Source organism: Micromonospora sp. NPDC018662, assembly GCF_044391475.1.
Lineage (GTDB): Bacteria > Actinomycetota > Actinomycetes > Mycobacteriales > Micromonosporaceae > Micromonospora.
On record NZ_JBISAC010000010.1, the window covers coordinates 82,472 to 101,371 of the forward strand.

Below are 18,900 nucleotides of genomic sequence, written 5' to 3' on the forward strand. Positions count from 1 at the left end.
TGGCGGCGCTCACGCCGGCACGCCGTCCAGCATGCGCAGCAGCCGGTCCAGCGCCGGACGGCATCCCACCAGCCGGATGCCGGTGCGACTGGCCCGGCCGGCCCGCGCCAGCTCGGTGGCGGCGCCGGCGTCGGCGAAGCTCAACTCCGTCAGGTCCAGCACCGGGGCCGGGCCGGCCCCGGACGTCAGCGCGCCCAGCAGCGCGACGAACGCGTCCCGGTTGCTGCGGTCCACCTGCCCCACCAGCCGCAACCCGGGTGGATCACCGGTCCGGTACGCGCGCAGCAGCGGCGACCACGTGCGCGGGGTGTGCGGCCCGGCGCAGCCCGGGTGGGCCGCGGTGAGGAGGCGGAGCTGCTCGGCGGGGAAGCGTCGGCGGTCGTACAGGCACAGGCCGGCGACCCGGCCGTCGGGGAAGATCGGGGTGAGCGCCTGCTCGTAGCGTCGCAGCTCGTCCAGGCTGACGCCGGAACGCAGCACCCACGCCATGTCGCCGCAGAGGCGTACCCCCGGGTAGCCCTCCCGCCGGGCCCGGTCGACCTCGCGGCGGACCGTGTCGGCCAGGGCAGCCGGCGTGGGTCGCCCGTCGCCGAGGAACGCGTCCACGGCGGGCATGATCCGTAGCTGCCCGGCGGCCACGGCGGCCTCGGTGGGAACCCCGACGGCGTCGACCCGGGCGCGGACCGCCTGGGGGGTCGAGGTCTCGGTGTAACAGACCACCTTGTGGCCACGGCGGAGGCCGGTGGCGGCGAAGCGGCCGACGGCGTCCAGGGCCTCGGTGTCGTCGTCGTGGATCCAACAGACGTGGTCGCCCAGATCGACCTGGTCGACCACGGTCGTAGCAGTCACGGTGCGGGCCTTCCCGGTGCGGGTGACCCACTCTAACGAAGCGTCGTGCCCGGCGGCACCGGTGATCCGCTTGCCCGCCGCCACCGGCCGGGTTAGCCTGCTCGTGGACCCGGATGCCGGCGCCAGGCGCCGCCCGTCGTCCGAACTTCCCAGTGTGGCCGGTCACCGACCGGCGTCTCCGCCGCTCGGCCGTCCGACCGGCGTCTCCGCCGCGGCGGCACCCCCCGGCCTCGTGCCGGGCCGGTCCCCGGCCGCGCCCTCCCGTGGTGTCCGCGTCCGGCCGACACCGCCTTCCCCGAAAGGCCACCCATGCTCCCTGCGCACCGTCCCGTCAGCGGTGTCCTCGACACCGTCGGCGGGCACTGCACCCTCCGGGTGGACGGATACCTGCCGTCCACCGCCGACGTCCACCTCAGCGCCGGCCAGGCCCGCCGGTACGGCCTGCGCCGCGGCGACCTGGTCACCGGCGCGGTCACCGGCGAGTCCCGTCCCGGCCGGCCGGTCCCGCTGGACCGGCTGGACACCGTCAACGGCCTCGCCCCCGAGCAGGCCCGACGGCGCCGCGACTTCCACCAGCTCACCCCGGTGCACCCGCGCGAGCGGCTGCGGCTGGAGACCGAGCCGCACGTCCTGTCCACCCGGGTGATCGACCTGGTCATGCCGATCGGCAAGGGGCAGCGGGCGTTGGTCGTGTCGCCGCCGAAGGCGGGCAAGACGATGGTGTTGCAGGCGATCGCGAACGCCATCACCATCAACCATCCCGATTGTCACCTGATGGTGGTGCTGGTGGACGAGCGGCCCGAAGAGGTCACCGACATGTCACGGTCGATCAAGGGCGAGGTCGTCGCCGCCACGTTCGACCGTCCGCCGCAGGACCACACCGCGGTGGCCGAGTTGGCTATCGAACGGGCCAAGCGCCTGGTCGAGCTGGGGCAGGACGTGGTCGTGCTGCTCGACTCGCTGACCCGGCTCGGCCGCGCCTACAACCTCACCGTCCGCTCCGCCGGGCGTACGCTCTCCGGCGGCATCGACGTGGCCGCGCTGACCCCGCCCAAACAGCTGCTCGCGGCGGCTCGCGCGGTCGAGGAGGGCGGCTCGTTGACCATCCTGGCCTCCGCGCTGGTGGAGACCGGCTCCGCTGCCGACACGCTCATCTTCGAGGAGTTCAAGAGCACCGGCAACGCGGAGCTGAAACTGGATCGAGGGCTCGCCGACCGGCGTACGTTCCCGGCGGTCGACGTGTGCGCCTCCGGCACCCGGCGGGAGGAGGCGCTGCTGTCCGACCTCGAACGGCAACGCCTGCGCGCGTTGCGTTCCGCGCTCTCCACGCTGGACCGCCAGGCCGCCCTGGACCACCTGCTGCGCCAGCTCGCCGCCACCGGCGGCAACGCGCACCTGCTCGCCCGCCTCGGCGCGGCCGTCCGGTAGTCGCCCGTCGCGGGAAACCCCTGGCCCGCCGGGTCCGGCCCGCCGATACTCGCCGGCATGCCCGGACCGACCCTGACCGCCGCGCAGTTCGCCGCCCTGCGACACGTGCGCGACGTCGCGCTGCGGGACCGCCCGGCGGCGCTCGCCGTGATCGCGGAACACCTCGCCGGCGCCGGGGTCGCCGTCCGTTGCGACGAGGTCGTCGCGGCGGTGACCGGGTACGGCCGGCTGACCGTCAACTTCCACCCCGACCGGCTGCTGTACGACGGCCGCACGGTGGTCGAGGCGCTCGACGACGAGGGCGTGTACCGCAGTCAGTTCGAGACCGGGATCTCGGGCGGCGGGTTGACCGCGTTCCCCGGTGGTGACCGGGACGTCTGGGAGAAGGCGATGTTCGGCGGCGCGTACCAGCGTCCGGGCGTGCCCGCCGCGGAGCGCCCGAAGTACGGCGGCCTCAACCTGCTCGACCATCCCGACGGCGCCTGCCCCCGGTTCGGCTCCTGCCACCTGCGGCTGCGTCCGGAGGTGCTGGCCCGGACCACGTTCACCTTCGGTGACAGCCACCTCGGGCCGACCGAGGTCGGCACCGTCATCGTCTTCGAGCCGGTCCTCGCCGCGCTGCTGGTCGCCACCGCCGGCACCGGCGTCAGCCTGGGTGTGTCCGGGATGGACACCGGCACGCTGCTGCGCACGTTGCTGTCCCGCCGGGAACGGGCGTCCGAGCGGGCCGGCCGCGCACTTGACGACTACATCGAGGCGCAGGTGCACGGCGAGCTGAGTCTCGCCCGCGACGTCGAGGCCCTCGTGGTCGACCCGTCCTTCCGCGACACCGGGACCGGCCGCCGCCTCGCCGGGATCGCCGACCGGCTCGGGTTCCCGCTGCGCTGGCATCCCGGCTTCCAACTCCCCGTGGACGGCGTCGACGCCGACTTCCGCGGGCCGGACATCCCGCCGCTGGCCGCTCGCGTGCACGCCGAGTTCGGCCGGCCGGGGGAGCCGCTGCACGCGGCCCTGGTCGGCCGCGCCGCCGCCTCCCTGGTACGCGAGCCGCACCGTTGGGCCGATCGCGGGCCGGCGGAGCTGACCTGGCAACACCTCAAGCAGCTCTGGCACGTCCTGGTCCGTTTCGGCCAGCCGGCCTGATCGTCCCGTTTCCCCGTGGATCCGGGAGTGACCTGGACCGCAGCCCGCGCGCCTTCGCTGACATTTCCGGAATGACCGACAGGCCGGGCTGGTTGTGCCCCGGTACCGCCGGCATCCCGACCGGTGCCGGCACCCCCGAGGGGCGCTCACCCCGGAGCGCGTCGTAACGATCGAAAGGGCAACCATCGTGCAGCAGCACCTCACTCGATGGCTCCCCGCCATCGCGAAGACCGCCGTCGCGAGGACCACCGCCGTCGCCCAGAACCGCCGCGCCGCGCTGACCGTCGCGGGCGTGGCCGCCCTGGGCGGGCTGGCCTTCGCCCCCACCGCCGTCGCCGCGCCGGTGACCAGCGGACCGCACGCCGGCGCCGTGGCCGCCATCGACCTGGCCACCGGCAAGAAGACCGCCACCGAGGCGGCGAAGTCCGGCCTGACCACCGGCGGCGACAAGGTGCCCAGCAGGGCCGACCGGCCGGCCCGGGAGAAGCTCATGCCGCACGGCGTCGAGGGCGCGCAGTCGCGCATCCCGCTCGACGACGCACAGCTCGACAACGCCAAGGCCATCGTCCGGGCGGCCAAGGAGACCGGCGTGGGGGAGCGGGGCGCCGTGATCGGCGTCGCCACCTCGCTCCAGGAGTCCAAGCTCTACAACCTGGGTCACCTCGGCACGTACAACGACCACGACTCGGAGGGCCTGTTCCAGCAGCGCCCGTCGTCCGGTTGGGGCACGTCCGAGCAGATCACCGACCCCGAGTACGCCAGCAAGGCGTTCTTCGGCGCGCTGAAGAACGTCGGCGGCTGGCAGGACCTGCCGCTGACCAGCGCGGCGCAGACCGTCCAGGTGTCCGCCTACCCGTACGCGTACGCGCAGTGGGAGGAGCAGGCGGCGGACATCGTCCAGCAGCTCTGGTGACACGCCGGCCGGCCCCAGTTCGGGGCCGGCCGGTCCGTCTGTCCGGACAGCCCCGTGGGTGGAACGTCATGGGTGTCTGGGGAGCCCCGAGACACCCATGCCGTTCCAGTCACGGTGGTGGTGGGCGGTGGGTGGAACGGTATGGGTGGTGTTCCGCTGAGTGTGCCGGGTGGGTGGTTTGTCCGGGTCGGGGGTGGTGGGGGGCACTCTGGCGGTGGAATGGGTCGGGGGGTCGCGGCGTTGTATCCCGGTGCACGGCCGAGGAAGGCAAGCACCCCTGCGCCGCCGGGAATGACGGTGGGGCCCCGGTCGTTGCAGAGTCTTCCGGCGCCGCGTCGAGGCCCCGCGCTTCCGCGAGCCAGCCGGATCCCCCCGAGAGCGCCTGACGGTGCCCGCACCCATCCCCGGGTGCGTTGACCCCCGAATGGAGCCCCCTCATGAACACGATCCTGCGCAAGAGCATCCTGGGTGTTGCTGGTCTGGCCTTCACCGGTGGTGTGTTCGCCGGTCCGATCGCCGCGCACGCCGACACCGTCCATGCCAGCGCCGGCAAGCCCGTCGCCGCCGCCACCGTGCAGGGTGAGCAGTCGACGATCCCGCTGAACGGCGAGCAGACCGCGAATGCCAAGGCGATCATCGCGGCGACGAAGAAGGCCGGTCTGCCGGAGCGGGCGGCGGTCATCTCGATCGCCACCGCGTTGCAGGAGTCGAAGTTGGAGAACCTGGGTCACCTCGGCGACAAGAACGATCACGACTCGTTGGGTCTGTTCCAGCAGCGCCCGTCCAGTGGGTGGGGCACGCCGGAGCAGATCACCGACCCGGAGTACTCGACCCTGGCGTTCCTGAAGGGTCTGAAGCAGGTCGACGGCTGGCAGGACATGCCGCTGACCAAGGCCGCCCAGACCGTGCAGGTGTCGGCCTACCCGGACGCGTACGCGCAGTGGGAGAAGCAGGCCACCGACCTCGTCAACCAGCACTGGAACAGCTAAGGAACGCGAAGGCCGGCACCCGGAAGGGTGCCGGCCTTCAGCGCTCCCGACGTGTCAAGCGGGGCCCGTTCCTCTACCGGAGGCGTTAACCGGGGGCCCCTCCTTACGGCGGTGGCCGGCGACGATGTCGATCACGGCGGCGGCCAGCGCCAGCACGATGATCCCGGCGGCCAGCAGCAGCGAGTGCCGGAACGCCACCGCCCAGTCGCCCCGGTTGTCGGCCAGCGTGGAGAAGAACAGCGCGCCCACCGCCGCGATGCCGGCCGCCGAGCCGATCCGCTGTCCGGTCTGGAGCATGCCGGCGCCGCTGCCGGCCATCGGCACCGGCACCTCCGACAGCGTGAGCGTCTGGTTGGGCGCGATCACCAGGCCGCTGCCCAGCCCGGCGACGAGCAGCGGCAACGCGGTACGCAGTGGCACGTCCTGGTGCGGCCCGCCGGTCAGCACCAGGTCGGTGGCGACCAGCCCGACCACCACGGCGAGCAGTCCGATCGCGACCAGCGGCCGGCCGTACCGGGTCACCACGCGCCCGCCCAGCGCGGAGGCGAGCGCCGAGCCGAGCGCGAACGGGGTGATCGCCAGGCCGGCGACAAGCGCGCTGTAGCCCAGCCCGATCTGGAGATAGAGCGTGAAGACGAAGAAGATCGCGGTGAAGCCGGCGAAGTAGATCAGCCCGATCAGCGAACCCAGCGTGTACGAGCGCAGCGTGAACAGCCGCAGGTCGAACAGGGGCTGGGTGTGCCGGGCGTACCGGCGTTCCCAGAGCGCGAAGCCGGCCAGCAGCAGCAGGCCGAGCGGGATGAGCAGCCACTTGGCCGAGCCGGGCCACTGCTCCCGCTGCACCAGCGGCAGCAGGATCACGGTGACGCCGACGCCGAGCAGCAGCACGCCGACCGGGTCGAGCCGGTGCCGGTCGGGCTGGCCGGCGGGCCGGGCCGGCATCAGCCGCCAGCCGAGCACCATCGCGAGGATGCCGACCGGGATGTTGACGAAGAACACCCACCGCCAGCCGTGTTCGGCGCCGCCGAGCTGGATGAGCAGCCCGCCCAGCAGCGGCCCGACCGCGGTGGAGATGCCGATGGTGGCGCCGAGCAGCCCGAACGCGCGCCCCCGGTCGGCGCCCCGGAACAGTTGCTGGATCATGCCGCTGACCTGGGGGTTGACGATGCCGGCCGCGGCGCCCTGGACGAGCCGGGCGACGATCAGCCAGGTCGCCGACGTGGCCAGCCCGGCGAGCGCGCTGGTCACCGTGAACAGTCCCACCCCGACCACGAACGCGGTCCGCCGGCCGCGCGCGTCCCCGAACCGTCCGGCCGGCACCAGCACCAGGCCGAACGTCAACGCGTACCCGGACAGCACCCATTGCAGGTCGCTCGGGGTGGCGTGCAGCGCCCGGTCGATCGACGGGACGGCGACGTTGACGATGCTGACGTCCAGCAGCGTCATGAACGCCGCGACCAGGCCGACGCTCAGCGCCCGCCAGCGTCGCCGGTCGTCGTACCCGGTGTCCGCCACCGGCGCCGACGACCGGTCTCCGCTCATCGTGCCCCCCACCGACCCTCGATCACGCATCCCCGATCGCTACCCGGCCCCCGGTGGGGCAAACGACGCGGTCAGGCCATCTGGCGCGCGCACCAGCGGGGCCCGAAGTCCAGGCCCGTCATCGGCGAGTCCTCGCGGTGCAGCAGTCCCCGCTCGGTGAGCGTGTGCAGCGGCTCGCGCAGCTCCTCCTCGGTCATCTGGGTCTCCTCGGCGATCAGGTCCGGGTAGGGGACGTGCCCCCGCACCTCCAGCGCGGAGACCGCCTGGTAGACCCGCTCCTCGACCGCGGACAACTGGACCTGCGGCATCGCTTCCCTCCTCGGCGTGGACCGCCCGGCCGCCGGACGGTCGGCGACCGGCGCTTACCCGGGCGGCCGACGATGATGCCCACCCGATCGAGGGTCGTACCCGGCCGCCACGCCGGCCGGTGCCCTAGGCTGCACCCGTGATCATCTGGGATCTCGTCGTGGTCGGTGGCGGGCCCGCCGGACTCTCCGCCGCGCGTACCGCGGCCCGGGCCGGCGTGCGCACGCTGGTGGTCGAGCGCGCCACCCACCCCCGCTACAAGACGTGCGGCGGCGGCCTGATCGGCACCTCGCTGGCCGAGGCCGGTGACGTGATCGAGGTCCCCGCGCAGGACCGCGTCGACCGGGTGACGTTCACCCGGGACGGGCGACGGGCGTTCACCCGCCGCCACGCCGCGCCGGTGGTCACGATGATCCGGCGGGAGGAGTTCGACGACCGGCTGCGCGCCGCCGCGGTGTCCGCCGGCGTCGAGGTCCGCGAGGGCGTCGCGGTCCGCGCCGTGGAACAGGACCCCGACGAGGTACGCCTGCGGCTGGCCGACGGCGAGGTGGTGCGCGCCCGTGCGGTGGTCGGCGCGGACGGCTCCTCCGGGGTGACCGCCCGCCACGTGGGGGTGCGCTTCCGTCAGGTCGACCTGGGGCTGGAGCTGGAGCTGCCGGTGCCCGCCGTCGAGCGGGACCGCTGGCGGGGCCGGCTGCTGCTCGACTGGGGCCCGGTCCCCGGCTCGTACGCCTGGGTCTTCCCGAAGGGGGACCGGCTCACCGTGGGCGTCATCTCCGCCCGCGGCGACGGCGAGCGGACCCGCGCCTACCTGCGGGACTTCGTGGCCCGGCTGGGGCTGTCCGGGATCGCGCCGGAACACGACTCCGGCCACCTGACCCGCTGCCGCACGGAGGACTCCCCGCTGCGCCACGGTCGGGTGCTGGTCGCCGGCGACGCGGCCGGCCTGCTGGAGCCGTGGAGCCGGGAGGGGATCAGCTACGCGTTGCGGTCCGGCCGGCTGGCCGGCGCGGCGGTCGCCGGCGGTGACCTGGACGCGTACCCCCGGGAGGTGGCGCGGCTGCTGACGCCGGAGATGCGGGCCGGGCACCGGCTGCTGGACGCGTTCGAGCGGCGCCCGGACGTGTTCCACGCGATGCTGGCCAGCCCGCCCGGCTGGCGGATGTTCGTCCGTTTCTGTCAGGGGCGGACCAGCTTCGCCGAGGCGCTCGACCGGCGACCGGTGCGGGCCGGGCTGGCGCTGATCGACCGTCTGCCCCCGGTCAGGGCACGATGACCGCCCGCCCGTGGATGTCGCCCCGGCGCAGCGCCTCGTACGCCTCGGGCGCCTCGTCCAGCGGGAAGGTCTGCACGTCGGCGTGCAGCCGACCGTCCCGGGCCAGCGCGATGACCTCCTGGAGTTCGGCGCGGGTGCCCCAGAACGGCACCACCACCCCGGTCTCCAACGGCACCGGGGGCGGCGCGTCGGCGACCGGCCGGACCGGCAACGTGCCCCCGGCGAGGCCGACCAGCAACAGCTGACCGCCGGTGGCGACGACCTGCCGGGCGGTGTCCAGGGTGGGCTGCGCGCCCACGAAGTCGAGCACCACGTCCGCGCCGTCCGGCGGCGGGCCGACCAGCTCGCGGATCTTCTCCACGGCGTCCGCGCCGGCCCGCACCACGTGGTGGGCGCCGAGGCGGTCGGCGAGGTCCAGCGCGGCGACGCTGGTGTCCACCGCGACGATCCGCACCGCGGCGGTGGCGAGCAGGATCTGGAGCGCCATGTGCCCCAGCCCGCCGATGCCGATCACCACGCAGGTGGTGCCGGGACGCAGCCGGGGCCGGGCCAACTCCACCGCGTGGTACGGGGTCAGCCCGGCGTCGGTCAGCGGCGCGGCCTGGGTCAGGTCCATGTCGCCCACGTGCAGCAGCCGGGACGCCGGCACCACGACGTGCTCGGCCAGCCCGCCGTCGCGGCTGAGCCCGATGCCGCCGACCGGGGTGACCCGGCAGCGGTTCTCCTCGCCACGCAGGCAGGCCCGGCACCGGCCGCAGCCGATGATCCCGTAGACCGCGGCCCGGTCCCCGGGCGACCAGCCGTCCACGCCGGGACCGGCGGTGTCCACCGTGCCGGCGATCTCGTGGCCCAACGTCATCGGGGTGGGGAACATCCCTGCCTCGGCGTCGAGGATGTGCAGGTCGGAGTGGCAGGCGCCGACCGCGCCGACGCGCAGCAGCACCTCACCGGGGCCGGGCTCCGGCGTGGGTGCCTCGGTCAACTCCAGCACCCCCGGAGCGGTCATCCGTACCGCGCGCATCGTCGCCCTCCCACCTCGTCGCCGACGGTCGTCGCCGCGGCATACCCGCACCACCCCGGTTGATACCGCGTCTGCCCAGCCCACGGCGGCTGCCCCTGGCGCCGGAGACACCCGTACCGCTCCCGTCGCGGGTCGTCCGGCCCGTGGGTGGAACGCCATGGGTGTCTCCGGCCCGTTCTGACACCCATACCGTTCCACCCGTGCTCCACCCAGCCCGCGAGTGGAACGGTATGGCTGTCCTCGCGCGCGTGGCGCACAATGCGGGCATGAGCGAACCGGTCGCGTCGTTCACCGACGAGGAGTACGCGTTCCTCCGGCATGTCCGCTTCGGCGAGCTGCCCGCCCCGGTGCGTCCGGAGGAGCGAATGGAGTCAGCCGAGACCGAGGTCCCCCCGGGCCGGCCCGACCCGGTCGGCGGCGAGTCGGAGTGGCACCTACGCGCCGGCGGCTGACGGAGGCGGCGCAACCTGGAGGACCGGATGGGCGTTCGGCCGGTCACGCTCTCGGAACGTGACGAGGGGGCCACGGCATCGCGCCGGGCCCCCTCGTCGGACGGTCAGAAGACCGGCACGCCCTCGCGCACCAGCTTCCAGTTCGGCACGAAGAAGTCGGCCGGGTCGATGGTGCCCTTGGCCTGCGCCCAGTCGATCAGCAACTGGCGGATCTCCTGCTGCGCGTTGTAGACCTGCGTCTTCACGATGCCGGGGAAGTTGCCGCCGCCGCTGCGCCGGTAGTTGTTCACCGCCACCACGAACTGCGCGTCCGCCGCGACCGGCGTGTCGGTGCCGGCCAGCACCAGGCGGGTGATCCGCTGGCCGACCGGCTTCGAGATGTCGATGTCGTAGTCGACGCCGGAGAACACGTCGTAGTTGTAGTCCGGCACGGCCGGGTCGCTGATCGTCTCCGGGTCGACCGTAGCGCCGACCGGGACGGTGACGAAGTACTTCGCCGAGTACTCCAGGTACGCCTTCACCTCGGCGCCGGTCAGCACGACCGCCTCGAGCGTGTTGTCGAACACGTAGAGGCCGGCCACGTCGCGGATCCGCACGTCGCCCTGCGGGAAGACCGCGGTGCGGCTGAACGGCGCGGCGATCGACAGCACCGGCAGCCCCGCGTACGCGCCACCGGCCAGCGCCTCGGTGACCACCTCGGTCTGGACGTGGTTGATGAAGTCCAGGATCGGGGTGTCCTTGTAACGCGACTCGGCGGCGGACAGCTCCACGCTCGACTGCGCGACCACCCGGTTGACGTACTCGACCGTCTTGGCGTGCTGGCCGCGCACGGCCGCGAGCACCGCCGGGTCCTCGACCACGGTGTTGGTGTTCAGCGTGGTGGCCGACGAGTCGACGACCTTCCAGCAGCCCTTCTCCCGGGCCAGCGTGAAGTCCATCCGGGTGAGGCGCTGGCCCCACTTCGACGGCTCGGAGGTGAGCACCGCCCTGCCGGTCTTCAGGTTGGTGACGAACTTCTCCGGCACCTCGTTGTGGGCGTGACCGAACAGGATCGCGTCGATGCCGGGCACCTGCTCGGCGATCAGCGCGGTCGGGTTCTCGTTCGGCAGCTCCGGGCCGTAGCTGGAGGTGCCGCTGTCCCCGCCGTGCGCGGAGACGATGACCACGTCGGCGCCGCGCCGGCGCATCACCGGCACCCACTTCGCGGCGGTGGCGACCATGTCGGCGAAGACCAGCCGGCCCTCGACGTTGGCCTTGTCCCAGATGGCCACGCCGGGGTTGGTCAGGCCGAGGATGCCGACGCGCAGCTTCGGCGCGCCGTGCCCGCCGAGCCGGACCTCCTTGATCACGTACGGGAGGAAGGCCGGCTTGCCGGTCCTGGCGTTGATCGCGTTCGCGGCGAGTGCCGGGAAGCCGAGCTGCTTGATCCAGGTGGCCAGCAGCGGCAGGCCGTAGTTGAACTCGTGGTTGCCGAGCGTGACGGCGTCGTACCGCAGCACGTTCATCGCGCCTGCCATCGGGTGCGTCTCACCGGTGCTGGTGATCGGCTCCTGCTTCGCGTAGTAGGTGGCCAGCGGCGTGCCCTGGATGGTGTCGCCGGCGTCCAGGACCAGCGTGGCCTTGCCCGTGCGCTCCGCGCGGATCTGGTTGACCAGGGTGGCCAGCTTCGCGACGCCGACGTCGTTGTGCTTGCTGTCGTCGAACTCGGCGTCCTTGTAGTAGTCCCAGTTGTAGACGTTGCCGTGGGTGTCCGAGGTGCCGAGGACGGTCAGGTCCCAGGTCTTCGGCTGCTTCGGCTTCGCCTCGGCGGGCGCGCCGGCGAGCAGGGGAGCGGTCGCCGCGGCGGCGGCGACGGCCAGCACCTGGCGCCGAGAGGCGCCGGAGGAGGAGGTCATGAGGTGCCTTTCCATGGGGGTAGGCGCCTCGTGGGCGCCGCTGCGCACCATAACCAGCAGGTGTCACACGCGCCACATCACCCCGAGATGTTTCCCCTCCCGTCACCGGGGCCAGACGGCCATCCGGCGGCGCACCTCGGCGATCCGGGCCGCGTCCAGGCCGTAGCGGGTGAAGCGGCGGTCGGCCAGACCGTCGAGGTAGCGGCCGGCCGCCCGCACGTCCTCGTCCTCCAGCGCCGGGTCGACCTGGCGGGCCAGCGCCAGCAGCTCGGCCACCGCATACCGGTCCAGCGCGGCGGCGACGTCGATGTAGTCGCGTACCTCCCGCCGGTTGACCAGCGCGGCGGTCTTGTTGGCGAGCAGGTCCCGGACGTCCATGACCGGGCCGAAGTCCATCACCACCGGGCTGCGGTGGCGGTCCAGCCGGGCCAGGCTGAGCCGGATCCGCCGGCCGTCCCGGCCGACCACGAAGTCCCGCAGGTCGCTGTCGAAGCCGTCGAACACCTCACCCAGACCGCCCGGGTCCGCGTCGTCGACCCGGTAGCCGGCCCGTTCCAGCGCGGCGCGCACGTCGGCGGCCGCCGCGGCGGCGGCGCCCTCCACGTCGGCGAACAGGTCGACGTCCTCGGTCGGGCGGGTGACCAGGCCGTGCGCCGCCCAGGCCACCCCGCCGCCGAGCACGAAGCGGTGCGGGCCGGCGGCGGCGAGCGCCACCCGGGCCACCTCCCGGTAGAAGTCGTGCGGGTGCGTCACGCGCTACGCAGGCACCGGTGCCGGCCCTCCCAGGCCAGGCGGACGCCCCGGGGCAGGTTGAGCAGCGGCCACACCCGGCGCAGCGTTCCCGCGTGGATCAGCTCCCGCAGGTCCTCCACCCGGGTGGTCTCGCGCAGCACGTTCTCGTACATCCAGAGCAGCTCGTCGGGGTCGGCGAGGTCGAAGGCGCGTTCGCTGTTCCACATCAGGCGCACCGGCAGTTCGACGATGCCCCCGGTGGGGCCGGCCAGCTCGTCCAGCGTGCGCGCGACCACGGCGGGACGCCCGGGACGGGCGAGATACGCGCTGGCGGTGGCCGACATGGCCTCAGGGTAACCCGAGCCGGGCGTTCCGGTCGCCAGGCTCCGTGACCGGCGTCACGACGACCGGCGGAAGAACGACCGTCCCGGTACCGTTGTGCAGAGCGTCGGTGTGACCAGTGTCCCCGGGCCTCACCTAAATAGCCTTCGCGGAATACCGTTCGGCTGGAGCCGCGTCGCGCCACTCGCCGAGAGGCGACCTGCACACCGACGCCCAGCGCCGCCCCGGCCCTCCGGTCGGGGCGGCGCTGTTTCGCGCTCGGCTCGCGGCCGTCGGACGGCTGGCCTAGTGTGCTTAAGCGTCAGCCGTTCTCGACGGGGAGGGGGTGCCCGGGATGGGTCTGAAGACGTTCATCCAGGGGTGGCCGGTCTACCGGCAGCTCACCGGCACCGACCCGCTGGGTCGCGGCGCCGCCGCGCAGTCGGCCCGATCCGCCGAGCTGACCGCCCGCACCGAGACCGCCGACGGCATGGCCCGCTCGGTCTGCCCCTACTGCGCGGTCGGTTGCGGGCAACGCGTCTTCCACTCCGATGGTCGGGTCACCCAGATCGAGGGCGACCCGGACAGCCCGATCTCCCGCGGCCGGCTCTGCCCGAAGGGCTCCGCCAGCAAGAGCCTGGTGACCAGCCCGCTGCGCCAGACCAAGGTCCGCTACCGCCGGCCGTACGCGACCGACTGGGAGGATCTGGACCTCGACGTCGCGCTCGACATGATCTCCGACCGGATCCTCGCCGCCCGCGACGAGACCTGGGAGGACGTCGACGACGAGGGGCGCCCGCTGAACCGGACGCTGGGCATCTCCAGCCTGGGCGGCGCGACGCTGGACAACGAGGAGAACTACCTCATCAAGAAGCTGTTCACGGCGATGGGGGCGCTCCAGATCGAGAACCAGGCGCGCATTTGACACTCCGCCACCGTCCCCGGTCTGGGGACCAGCTTCGGTCGCGGCGGCGCGACGGACTTCCAGCAGGACCTCGCCAACGCTGATGTCATCGTCATCCAGGGCTCGAACATGGCCGAGGCCCACCCGGTGGGCTTCCAGTGGGTGATGGAGGCGAAGAAGCGCGGCGCGAAGGTCTTCCACGTCGACCCGCGGTTCACCCGCACCAGCGCGCTCGCCGACACCTACCTGCCGATCCGGGCGGGCACCGACATCGCGCTGCTCGGCGGCGTGGTGCGCTACATCCTGGACAACGAGCTGGACTTCCGGGAGTACGTGCTGGCGTACACCAACGCGGCGACCATCGTCAGCGAGCAGTTCGCCGACACCGAGGACCTGGACGGTCTCTTCTCCGGCTACAACCCGGAGACCGGCTCCTACGACCACGCCAGCTGGCAGTACGAGGGCCAGGAGGGCAACACCCCGGCCCGGGGCACCGGCAAGGAACGTGACTCGGCCTCCGGGATGGAGCACGAGTCGCACGGCGAGCCGGTGCCGGCGCAGACCCAGCGGGACGAGACGTTGCAGCACCCGCGCTGCGTCTACCAGATCCTCAAGCGGCACTTCGCTCGCTACACCCCGGAGATGGTGGCCCGGGTCTGCGGCATTCCGGAGGAGAAGTTCCTGGAGCTGGCCCGCGCCTGGACGGAGAACTCCGGCCGGGAGCGCACCGGCGCGCTGGTCTACTCGGTCGGCTGGACGCAGCACAGCGTCGGCGTGCAGTACATCCGCACCGGCGCGATCATCCAGACGCTGCTGGGCAACATGGGCCGGCCGGGCGGCGGCATCCTGGCGCTGCGCGGGCACGCCAGCATCCAGGGCTCCACCGACATCCCGACGCTGTTCAACCTGCTGCCCGGCTACCTGCCGATGCCGCACCACGCCGACCACCCGACGTTCGACAAGTGGGTGGACAGCCTCCGCCACCCCGGCCAGAAGGGCTTCTGGGGCAACTCGGGCGCGTTCGCGGCGAGCCTGCTCAAGGCGTACTGGGGGGACGCGGCGACACCGGAGAACGACTTCTGCTACGGCTACCTGCCCCGGATGACCGGCGACCACGGGACGTACCAGCAGGTCCTGAACATGATCGACGGGCACGTGAAGGGCTACTTCCTGCTCGGCCAGAACCCGGCGGTCGGCTCGGCGCACGGCCGGGCCCAGCGCCTCGGCATGGCCAACCTGGACTGGCTGGTGGTCCGCGACCTGTTCCTGATCGAGAGCGCCACGTTCTGGAAGAACAGCCCGGAGATCGCCACCGGGGAGATCGTGCCGGAGGAGTGCCGCACCGAGGTGTTCTTCCTGCCGGCCGCCTCGCACGTGGAGAAGGAGGGCACCTTCACCCAGACGCAGCGGCTGCTGCAGTGGCGGGAGAAGGCCGTGAACCCGCCCGGCGACGCCCGCTCCGAGCTGTGGTTCTTCTACCACCTGGGCCGGGTGCTGCGGGAGAAGCTGGCCGCCTCCACCAAGCCCCGCGACCGGGCGCTGCTGGACCTGACCTGGGACTACCCGACGCACGGCGAGCACGACGAGCCGAGCGCCGAGGCGGTGCTCAGGGAGATCAACGGCTTCGACGTGGCGACCGGCCGCCCGCTGAACGCGTTCGCCGAGGCGAAGGACGACGGCTCCACCGCGATCGGCTGCTGGATCTACACCGGCGTCTACGCCGACGGGGTGAACCAGGCGGCCCGCCGCAAATCCCGGCACGAGCAGGACTGGGTGGCCGCCGAGTGGGGATGGGCCTGGCCGGCGAACCGCCGCACGCTCTACAACCGCGCCTCCGCCGACCCGGAGGGCCGGCCGTGGAGCGAACGCAAGAAGTACGTCTGGTGGGACCCGGACGCCGGCGAGTGGACCGGCTACGACGTGCCTGACTTCGAGAAGACGAAGCCGCCGTCGTACCGGCCGCCGGCCGACGCCTCCGGCCCGGCGGCGCTCGCCGGTGACGACCCGTTCGTCATGCAGGGCGACGGCAAGGCCTGGCTGTACGCGCCGAGCGGCGTGCTCGACGGCCCCCTGCCGACGCACTACGAGCCGGCCGAGTCGCCGATGCGCAACCCGCTCTACGGGCAGCAGGCCAACCCGACCCGCAAGATCTACGAGCACCCGGTGAACCGGATCAACCCGAGCCCGCCGGAGCCGCACAGCGAGGTCTTCCCGTACGTGTTCACGGTCAGCCGGCTCACCGAGCACCACACCGCCGGCGGGATGAGCCGGACCGTGTCGCGCCTGGCCGAGCTGCAACCGGAGATGTTCGTCGAGGTGTCCCCGGAGCTGGCCGCCGAGGTCGGGCTGGCGCATCTCGGCTGGGCGCACCTGATCAGCGGGCGGGCCGTGATCGAGGCGCGGGTGCTGGTCACCGACCGGCTCACCCCGCTGCGGGTGGACGGGCGGGTCATCCACCAGGTGTGGCTGCCCTACCACTTCGGCAGCGAGGGCCTGGTCACCGGTGACTCGGCGAACGACCTGTTCGGCATCACGCTGGACCCGAACGTGCTCATCCAGGAGAGCAAGATCGGCACGTGTGACGTCCGGCCGGGCCGGCGTCCCACCGGGCCGGCGCTGCTCGACCTGGTCGGCGACTACCAGCGGCGGGCCGGGATGACCGCGGACCGGAAGGTGCCGATCGTGACCACCGACGTGTTGGGCGGCGAGAACGCGGCCGGCAGCACCGACGAGCAGACGCCCGAGGCCGCGGCGCGCGACGGAGAAGACCATGCCTGACGCCAACAGCCTGTACGGACCGCTCGACCCGGCCCCGGACGCGGGCTGGGTCGCCGCGCCGCCCCGGATGGGCTTCTTCACCGACACCAGCGTCTGCATCGGCTGCAAGGCGTGCGAGGTCGCCTGCAAGGAGTGGAACGGCGTCCCGGACGCGGGCTTCGACCTGCTCGGCATGTCGTACGACAACACCGGCGCGTTGACCGCGAACTCGTGGCGGCACGTGGCGTTCATCGAGCAGCCCCGCCCGGCGGGGCCCCGGACGCCACCGTTCGCGGGCGACCCGACCGGCCCGGCGACCAGCAGCCCGGCGTCGGCGTCGGTGGGCGCGGGCACGGCCACCGACACCGGCACCAACCCGGGACTGCCGGCGGGGCGCGGCGAACCGGCGGCGCGGATGGCGGCCGGGCCGGAGTTCCTCGGCATGCCCGGCGCGCAACCGCCGGGCCGGGGCACCGGCGCGGAGAGCCGCACCGACTTCCGCTGGCTGATGATGTCCGACGTCTGCAAGCACTGCACGCACGCGGCGTGCCTGGACGTCTGCCCGACCGGTTCGCTGTTCCGCACCGAGTTCGGCACCGTCGTGGTGCAGGAGGACATCTGCAACGGCTGCGGCTACTGCATCTCCGCCTGCCCGTACGGCGTGATCGATCAGCGCAAGGACGACGGCCGGGCGTGGAAGTGCACGCTCTGCTACGACCGGCTGGGCGCCGGCATGACGCCGGCCTGCGCGCAGGCGTGCCCCACCGAGTCGATCCAGTACGGTCCGCTCGACGAACTGCGCGACCGGGCCGCCCAGCGGGTCGCCACGCTGCACGAGCGCGGCGTGCCGGAGGCCCGGCTCTACGGCCACGACCCGACCGACGGGGTGGGCGGCGACGGCGCGTTCTTCCTGCTGCTCGACCAGCCGGAGGTGTACGGGCTGCCGCCGGACCCGGTGGTCACCACCCGGGACCTGCCGAAGATGTGGAAGCGCGCCGGTCTGGCCGCGTTGGCCATGGCGGCGGCCACCGTCGCCGCGTTCGTCGGAGGATCGTCGTGAGCCCGGACCGCCCGGTGGGTGCCCTGTTCCGCCGCTTCCGCGAGCGCCTCGCCGCCGACGGCGTACCCGCCGAGAGCGGCAGCCGGGCCACCGGCGCGGGGGCGGGGGTGGGCCGCACCGACGCCGGCGCCCGCGACGCCGGGCTGGCCCCGCACCCGCCCCGCGACGCCGCGCCGACCGTCGGTCGCCGGCGTGGCGGCAAGGGCGGCCGGGGCGGCGAGCAGCTCACCGTGCCCCCGGCGGAGTTCACCTCCTACTACGGCCGGCCGGTGCTCAAGCCGCCGGTGTGGCGGTGGGACATCGCCGCGTACCTGTTCACCGGCGGGCTCGCCGCCGGTTCCTCGATGCTGGCCGCCGGCGGGCAGCTCACCGGCCGGCCGGCGCTGCGTCGCGCCGGCCGGGTCACGTCGCTGGCGGCGGTGAGCGCCAGCGCGTACTTCCTCATCAACGACCTGGGCCGGCCCAGCCGCTTCCACCACATGCTGCGGGTGGCGAAGCTGACCTCGCCGATGTCGGTGGGCACCTGGATCCTCAGCGCGTTCGGCCCGGCCGCCGGGCTGGCCGCGATCGCCGAGGTCGCGCCCCGCCTGCCGGAGCACGGGGTGCTCGGGCTGGGTCGGCGGCTGCTGCCCCCGACCGGGCACGCGGCCGGGCTGGTCGCCGCCGTCACCGCGCCGGCGCTGGCCACGTACACCGGGGTGCTGCTGGCCGGCACGGCGGTGCCGTCGTGGCACGAGGCGTACCCGGAACTGCCGGTCATCTTCGCGGGCAGCGCGCTGGCCAGCGGCGCCGGCGTCGGGCTGCTGGCCGCGCCGACCGGCCAGGCCGGGCCCGCGCGGCGGATGGCGGTCGCCGGCGCGGCGCTGGAGCTGTGGGGCGCGCACCGGGTGGAGAACCGGCTCGGCCTGCTCAGCGAGCCCTACGCCGACGGCACGCCCGGGAAGCTGCTGCGCGCCGGCCGGGCGCTCACCGCCGCCGGGGTGGTCGGCGCGCTGGTCGGCCGCCGCAGCCGGCTGCTGTCCGCGGTCTCCGGCAGCGCGTTGCTCGCCGCCGCCGTCTGCACCCGATTCGGCATCTTCCACGGCGGCGTCGCGTCGGCGCGGGACCCGAAGTACACCGTGGTCCCGCAGCGCGAACGCGCCGACCGGCGGGCCTGACACCTCGCCGGGCGGCCACCGCGCCGCTGTGGTTGACTGCTGCGTGGAGGCGTTCAGGCGGCTGGTGCCCCTCCCGGTCTTCAAAACCGGTGTGGTCCGGGATCCGGGCCAGGCGGGTTCGATTCCCGTCCGTCTCCGCCACATCGTCCGGGGGA

15 protein-coding genes, 1 tRNA gene and 1 pseudogene are annotated in these 18,900 nt (G+C 73.4%); 10 read left to right on the plus strand and 7 right to left on the minus strand.

Annotated elements, in window-relative coordinates; genetic code table 11:
* Positions 1–9: 9 nt before the first annotated feature.
* Positions 10–849, minus strand: a complete 840-nt coding sequence (locus ACH495_RS25075) for an MEDS domain-containing protein (RefSeq protein ID WP_396860152.1) — start codon at positions 847–849, stop codon at positions 10–12.
* A 327-nt stretch (positions 850–1,176) separates the two neighbouring features.
* On the opposite strand from ACH495_RS25075, the pseudogene rho reads away from it, so the two are divergent.
* The 4 genes and pseudogenes from rho to ACH495_RS25095 all read left to right on the plus strand — a co-directional run.
* A pseudogene (gene rho / locus ACH495_RS25080) lies at positions 1,177–2,277 on the plus strand (transcription termination factor Rho); the annotation flags it as partial.
* A gap of 57 nt (positions 2,278–2,334) precedes the next feature.
* Positions 2,335–3,420 (plus strand): DUF3626 domain-containing protein, encoded by a 1,086-nt coding sequence (locus ACH495_RS25085; RefSeq protein WP_396860153.1) that lies wholly within the window; start codon positions 2,335–2,337, stop codon positions 3,418–3,420.
* Positions 3,421–3,607: 187 nt separating this feature from the next.
* Positions 3,608–4,333 (plus strand): hypothetical protein, encoded by a 726-nt coding sequence (locus ACH495_RS25090; protein ID WP_396860154.1) that lies wholly within the window; start codon positions 3,608–3,610, stop codon positions 4,331–4,333.
* Between the two features lie 437 nt (positions 4,334–4,770).
* Positions 4,771–5,322, plus strand: a complete 552-nt coding sequence (locus tag ACH495_RS25095) for a hypothetical protein (RefSeq protein ID WP_396860155.1) — start codon at positions 4,771–4,773, stop codon at positions 5,320–5,322.
* 54 nt (positions 5,323–5,376) lie between these two features.
* Here ACH495_RS25095 and ACH495_RS25100 read toward each other — a convergent pair whose 3' ends face one another.
* Both ACH495_RS25100 and ACH495_RS25105 read right to left on the minus strand, forming a co-directional pair.
* Positions 5,377–6,864, minus strand: coding sequence for an MFS transporter (locus tag ACH495_RS25100; protein WP_396860156.1), 1,488 nt, complete (start codon positions 6,862–6,864; stop codon positions 5,377–5,379).
* A gap of 71 nt (positions 6,865–6,935) precedes the next feature.
* Positions 6,936–7,172 (minus strand): hypothetical protein, encoded by a 237-nt coding sequence (locus tag ACH495_RS25105; RefSeq protein WP_357302028.1) that lies wholly within the window; start codon positions 7,170–7,172, stop codon positions 6,936–6,938.
* 137 nt (positions 7,173–7,309) lie between these two features.
* On the opposite strand from ACH495_RS25105, the gene ACH495_RS25110 reads away from it, so the two are divergent.
* Positions 7,310–8,446, plus strand: coding sequence for a geranylgeranyl reductase family protein (locus ACH495_RS25110; protein WP_396860157.1), 1,137 nt, complete (start codon positions 7,310–7,312; stop codon positions 8,444–8,446).
* On the opposite strand, the gene ACH495_RS25115 is transcribed toward ACH495_RS25110, so the two are convergent.
* Positions 8,433–9,467 carry an NAD(P)-dependent alcohol dehydrogenase gene (locus tag ACH495_RS25115; RefSeq protein ID WP_396860158.1) on the minus strand — a complete coding sequence of 345 codons (1,035 nt, stop codon included), beginning with the start codon at positions 9,465–9,467 and terminating at the stop codon, positions 8,433–8,435. The two genes, ACH495_RS25110 and ACH495_RS25115, sit on opposite strands and share 14 nt — an antisense overlap.
* Positions 9,468–9,733: 266 nt before the next feature.
* On the opposite strand from ACH495_RS25115, the gene ACH495_RS25120 reads away from it, so the two are divergent.
* A complete protein-coding gene (locus ACH495_RS25120) occupies positions 9,734–9,919 on the plus strand; it encodes a hypothetical protein (RefSeq protein ID WP_343447184.1) in 186 nt (61 codons plus the stop codon).
* 104 nt (positions 9,920–10,023) lie between these two features.
* On the opposite strand, the gene ACH495_RS25125 is transcribed toward ACH495_RS25120, so the two are convergent.
* From ACH495_RS25125 to ACH495_RS25135, 3 genes are all read right to left on the minus strand, one after another.
* Entirely contained in the window at positions 10,024–11,814 is a 1,791-nt protein-coding gene (locus ACH495_RS25125; RefSeq protein WP_396860159.1) for a bifunctional metallophosphatase/5'-nucleotidase, read from the minus strand.
* A 102-nt stretch (positions 11,815–11,916) separates the two neighbouring features.
* On the minus strand, positions 11,917–12,567 hold the full coding sequence (locus ACH495_RS25130; RefSeq protein ID WP_396860160.1) for a nucleotidyl transferase AbiEii/AbiGii toxin family protein: 651 nt from the start codon (positions 12,565–12,567) through the stop codon (positions 11,917–11,919).
* On the minus strand, positions 12,564–12,890 hold the full coding sequence (locus tag ACH495_RS25135; RefSeq protein ID WP_396860161.1) for a hypothetical protein: 327 nt from the start codon (positions 12,888–12,890) through the stop codon (positions 12,564–12,566). Before ACH495_RS25135 ends, ACH495_RS25130 begins: the two co-directional genes overlap by 4 nt.
* A 332-nt stretch (positions 12,891–13,222) precedes the next feature.
* Here ACH495_RS25135 and fdh point away from each other — a divergent pair, with 332 nt between their 5' ends.
* From fdh to ACH495_RS25155, 4 genes are all read left to right on the plus strand, one after another.
* Entirely contained in the window at positions 13,223–16,549 is a 3,327-nt protein-coding gene (gene fdh, locus ACH495_RS25140) for a formate dehydrogenase (protein WP_396860162.1), read from the plus strand.
* Complete coding sequence (locus tag ACH495_RS25145) at positions 16,542–17,588, plus strand: 4Fe-4S dicluster domain-containing protein (RefSeq protein ID WP_396860163.1); 1,047 nt, start codon at positions 16,542–16,544, stop codon at positions 17,586–17,588. Before fdh ends, ACH495_RS25145 begins: the two co-directional genes overlap by 8 nt.
* A complete protein-coding gene (gene nrfD, locus ACH495_RS25150) occupies positions 17,585–18,745 on the plus strand; it encodes an NrfD/PsrC family molybdoenzyme membrane anchor subunit (protein WP_396860164.1) in 1,161 nt (386 codons plus the stop codon). Before ACH495_RS25145 ends, nrfD begins: the two co-directional genes overlap by 4 nt.
* Before the next feature lie 45 nt (positions 18,746–18,790).
* Positions 18,791–18,886: transfer RNA gene (locus ACH495_RS25155), tRNA-Sec, on the plus strand.
* The last annotated feature ends 14 nt before the right edge of the window (positions 18,887–18,900 follow it).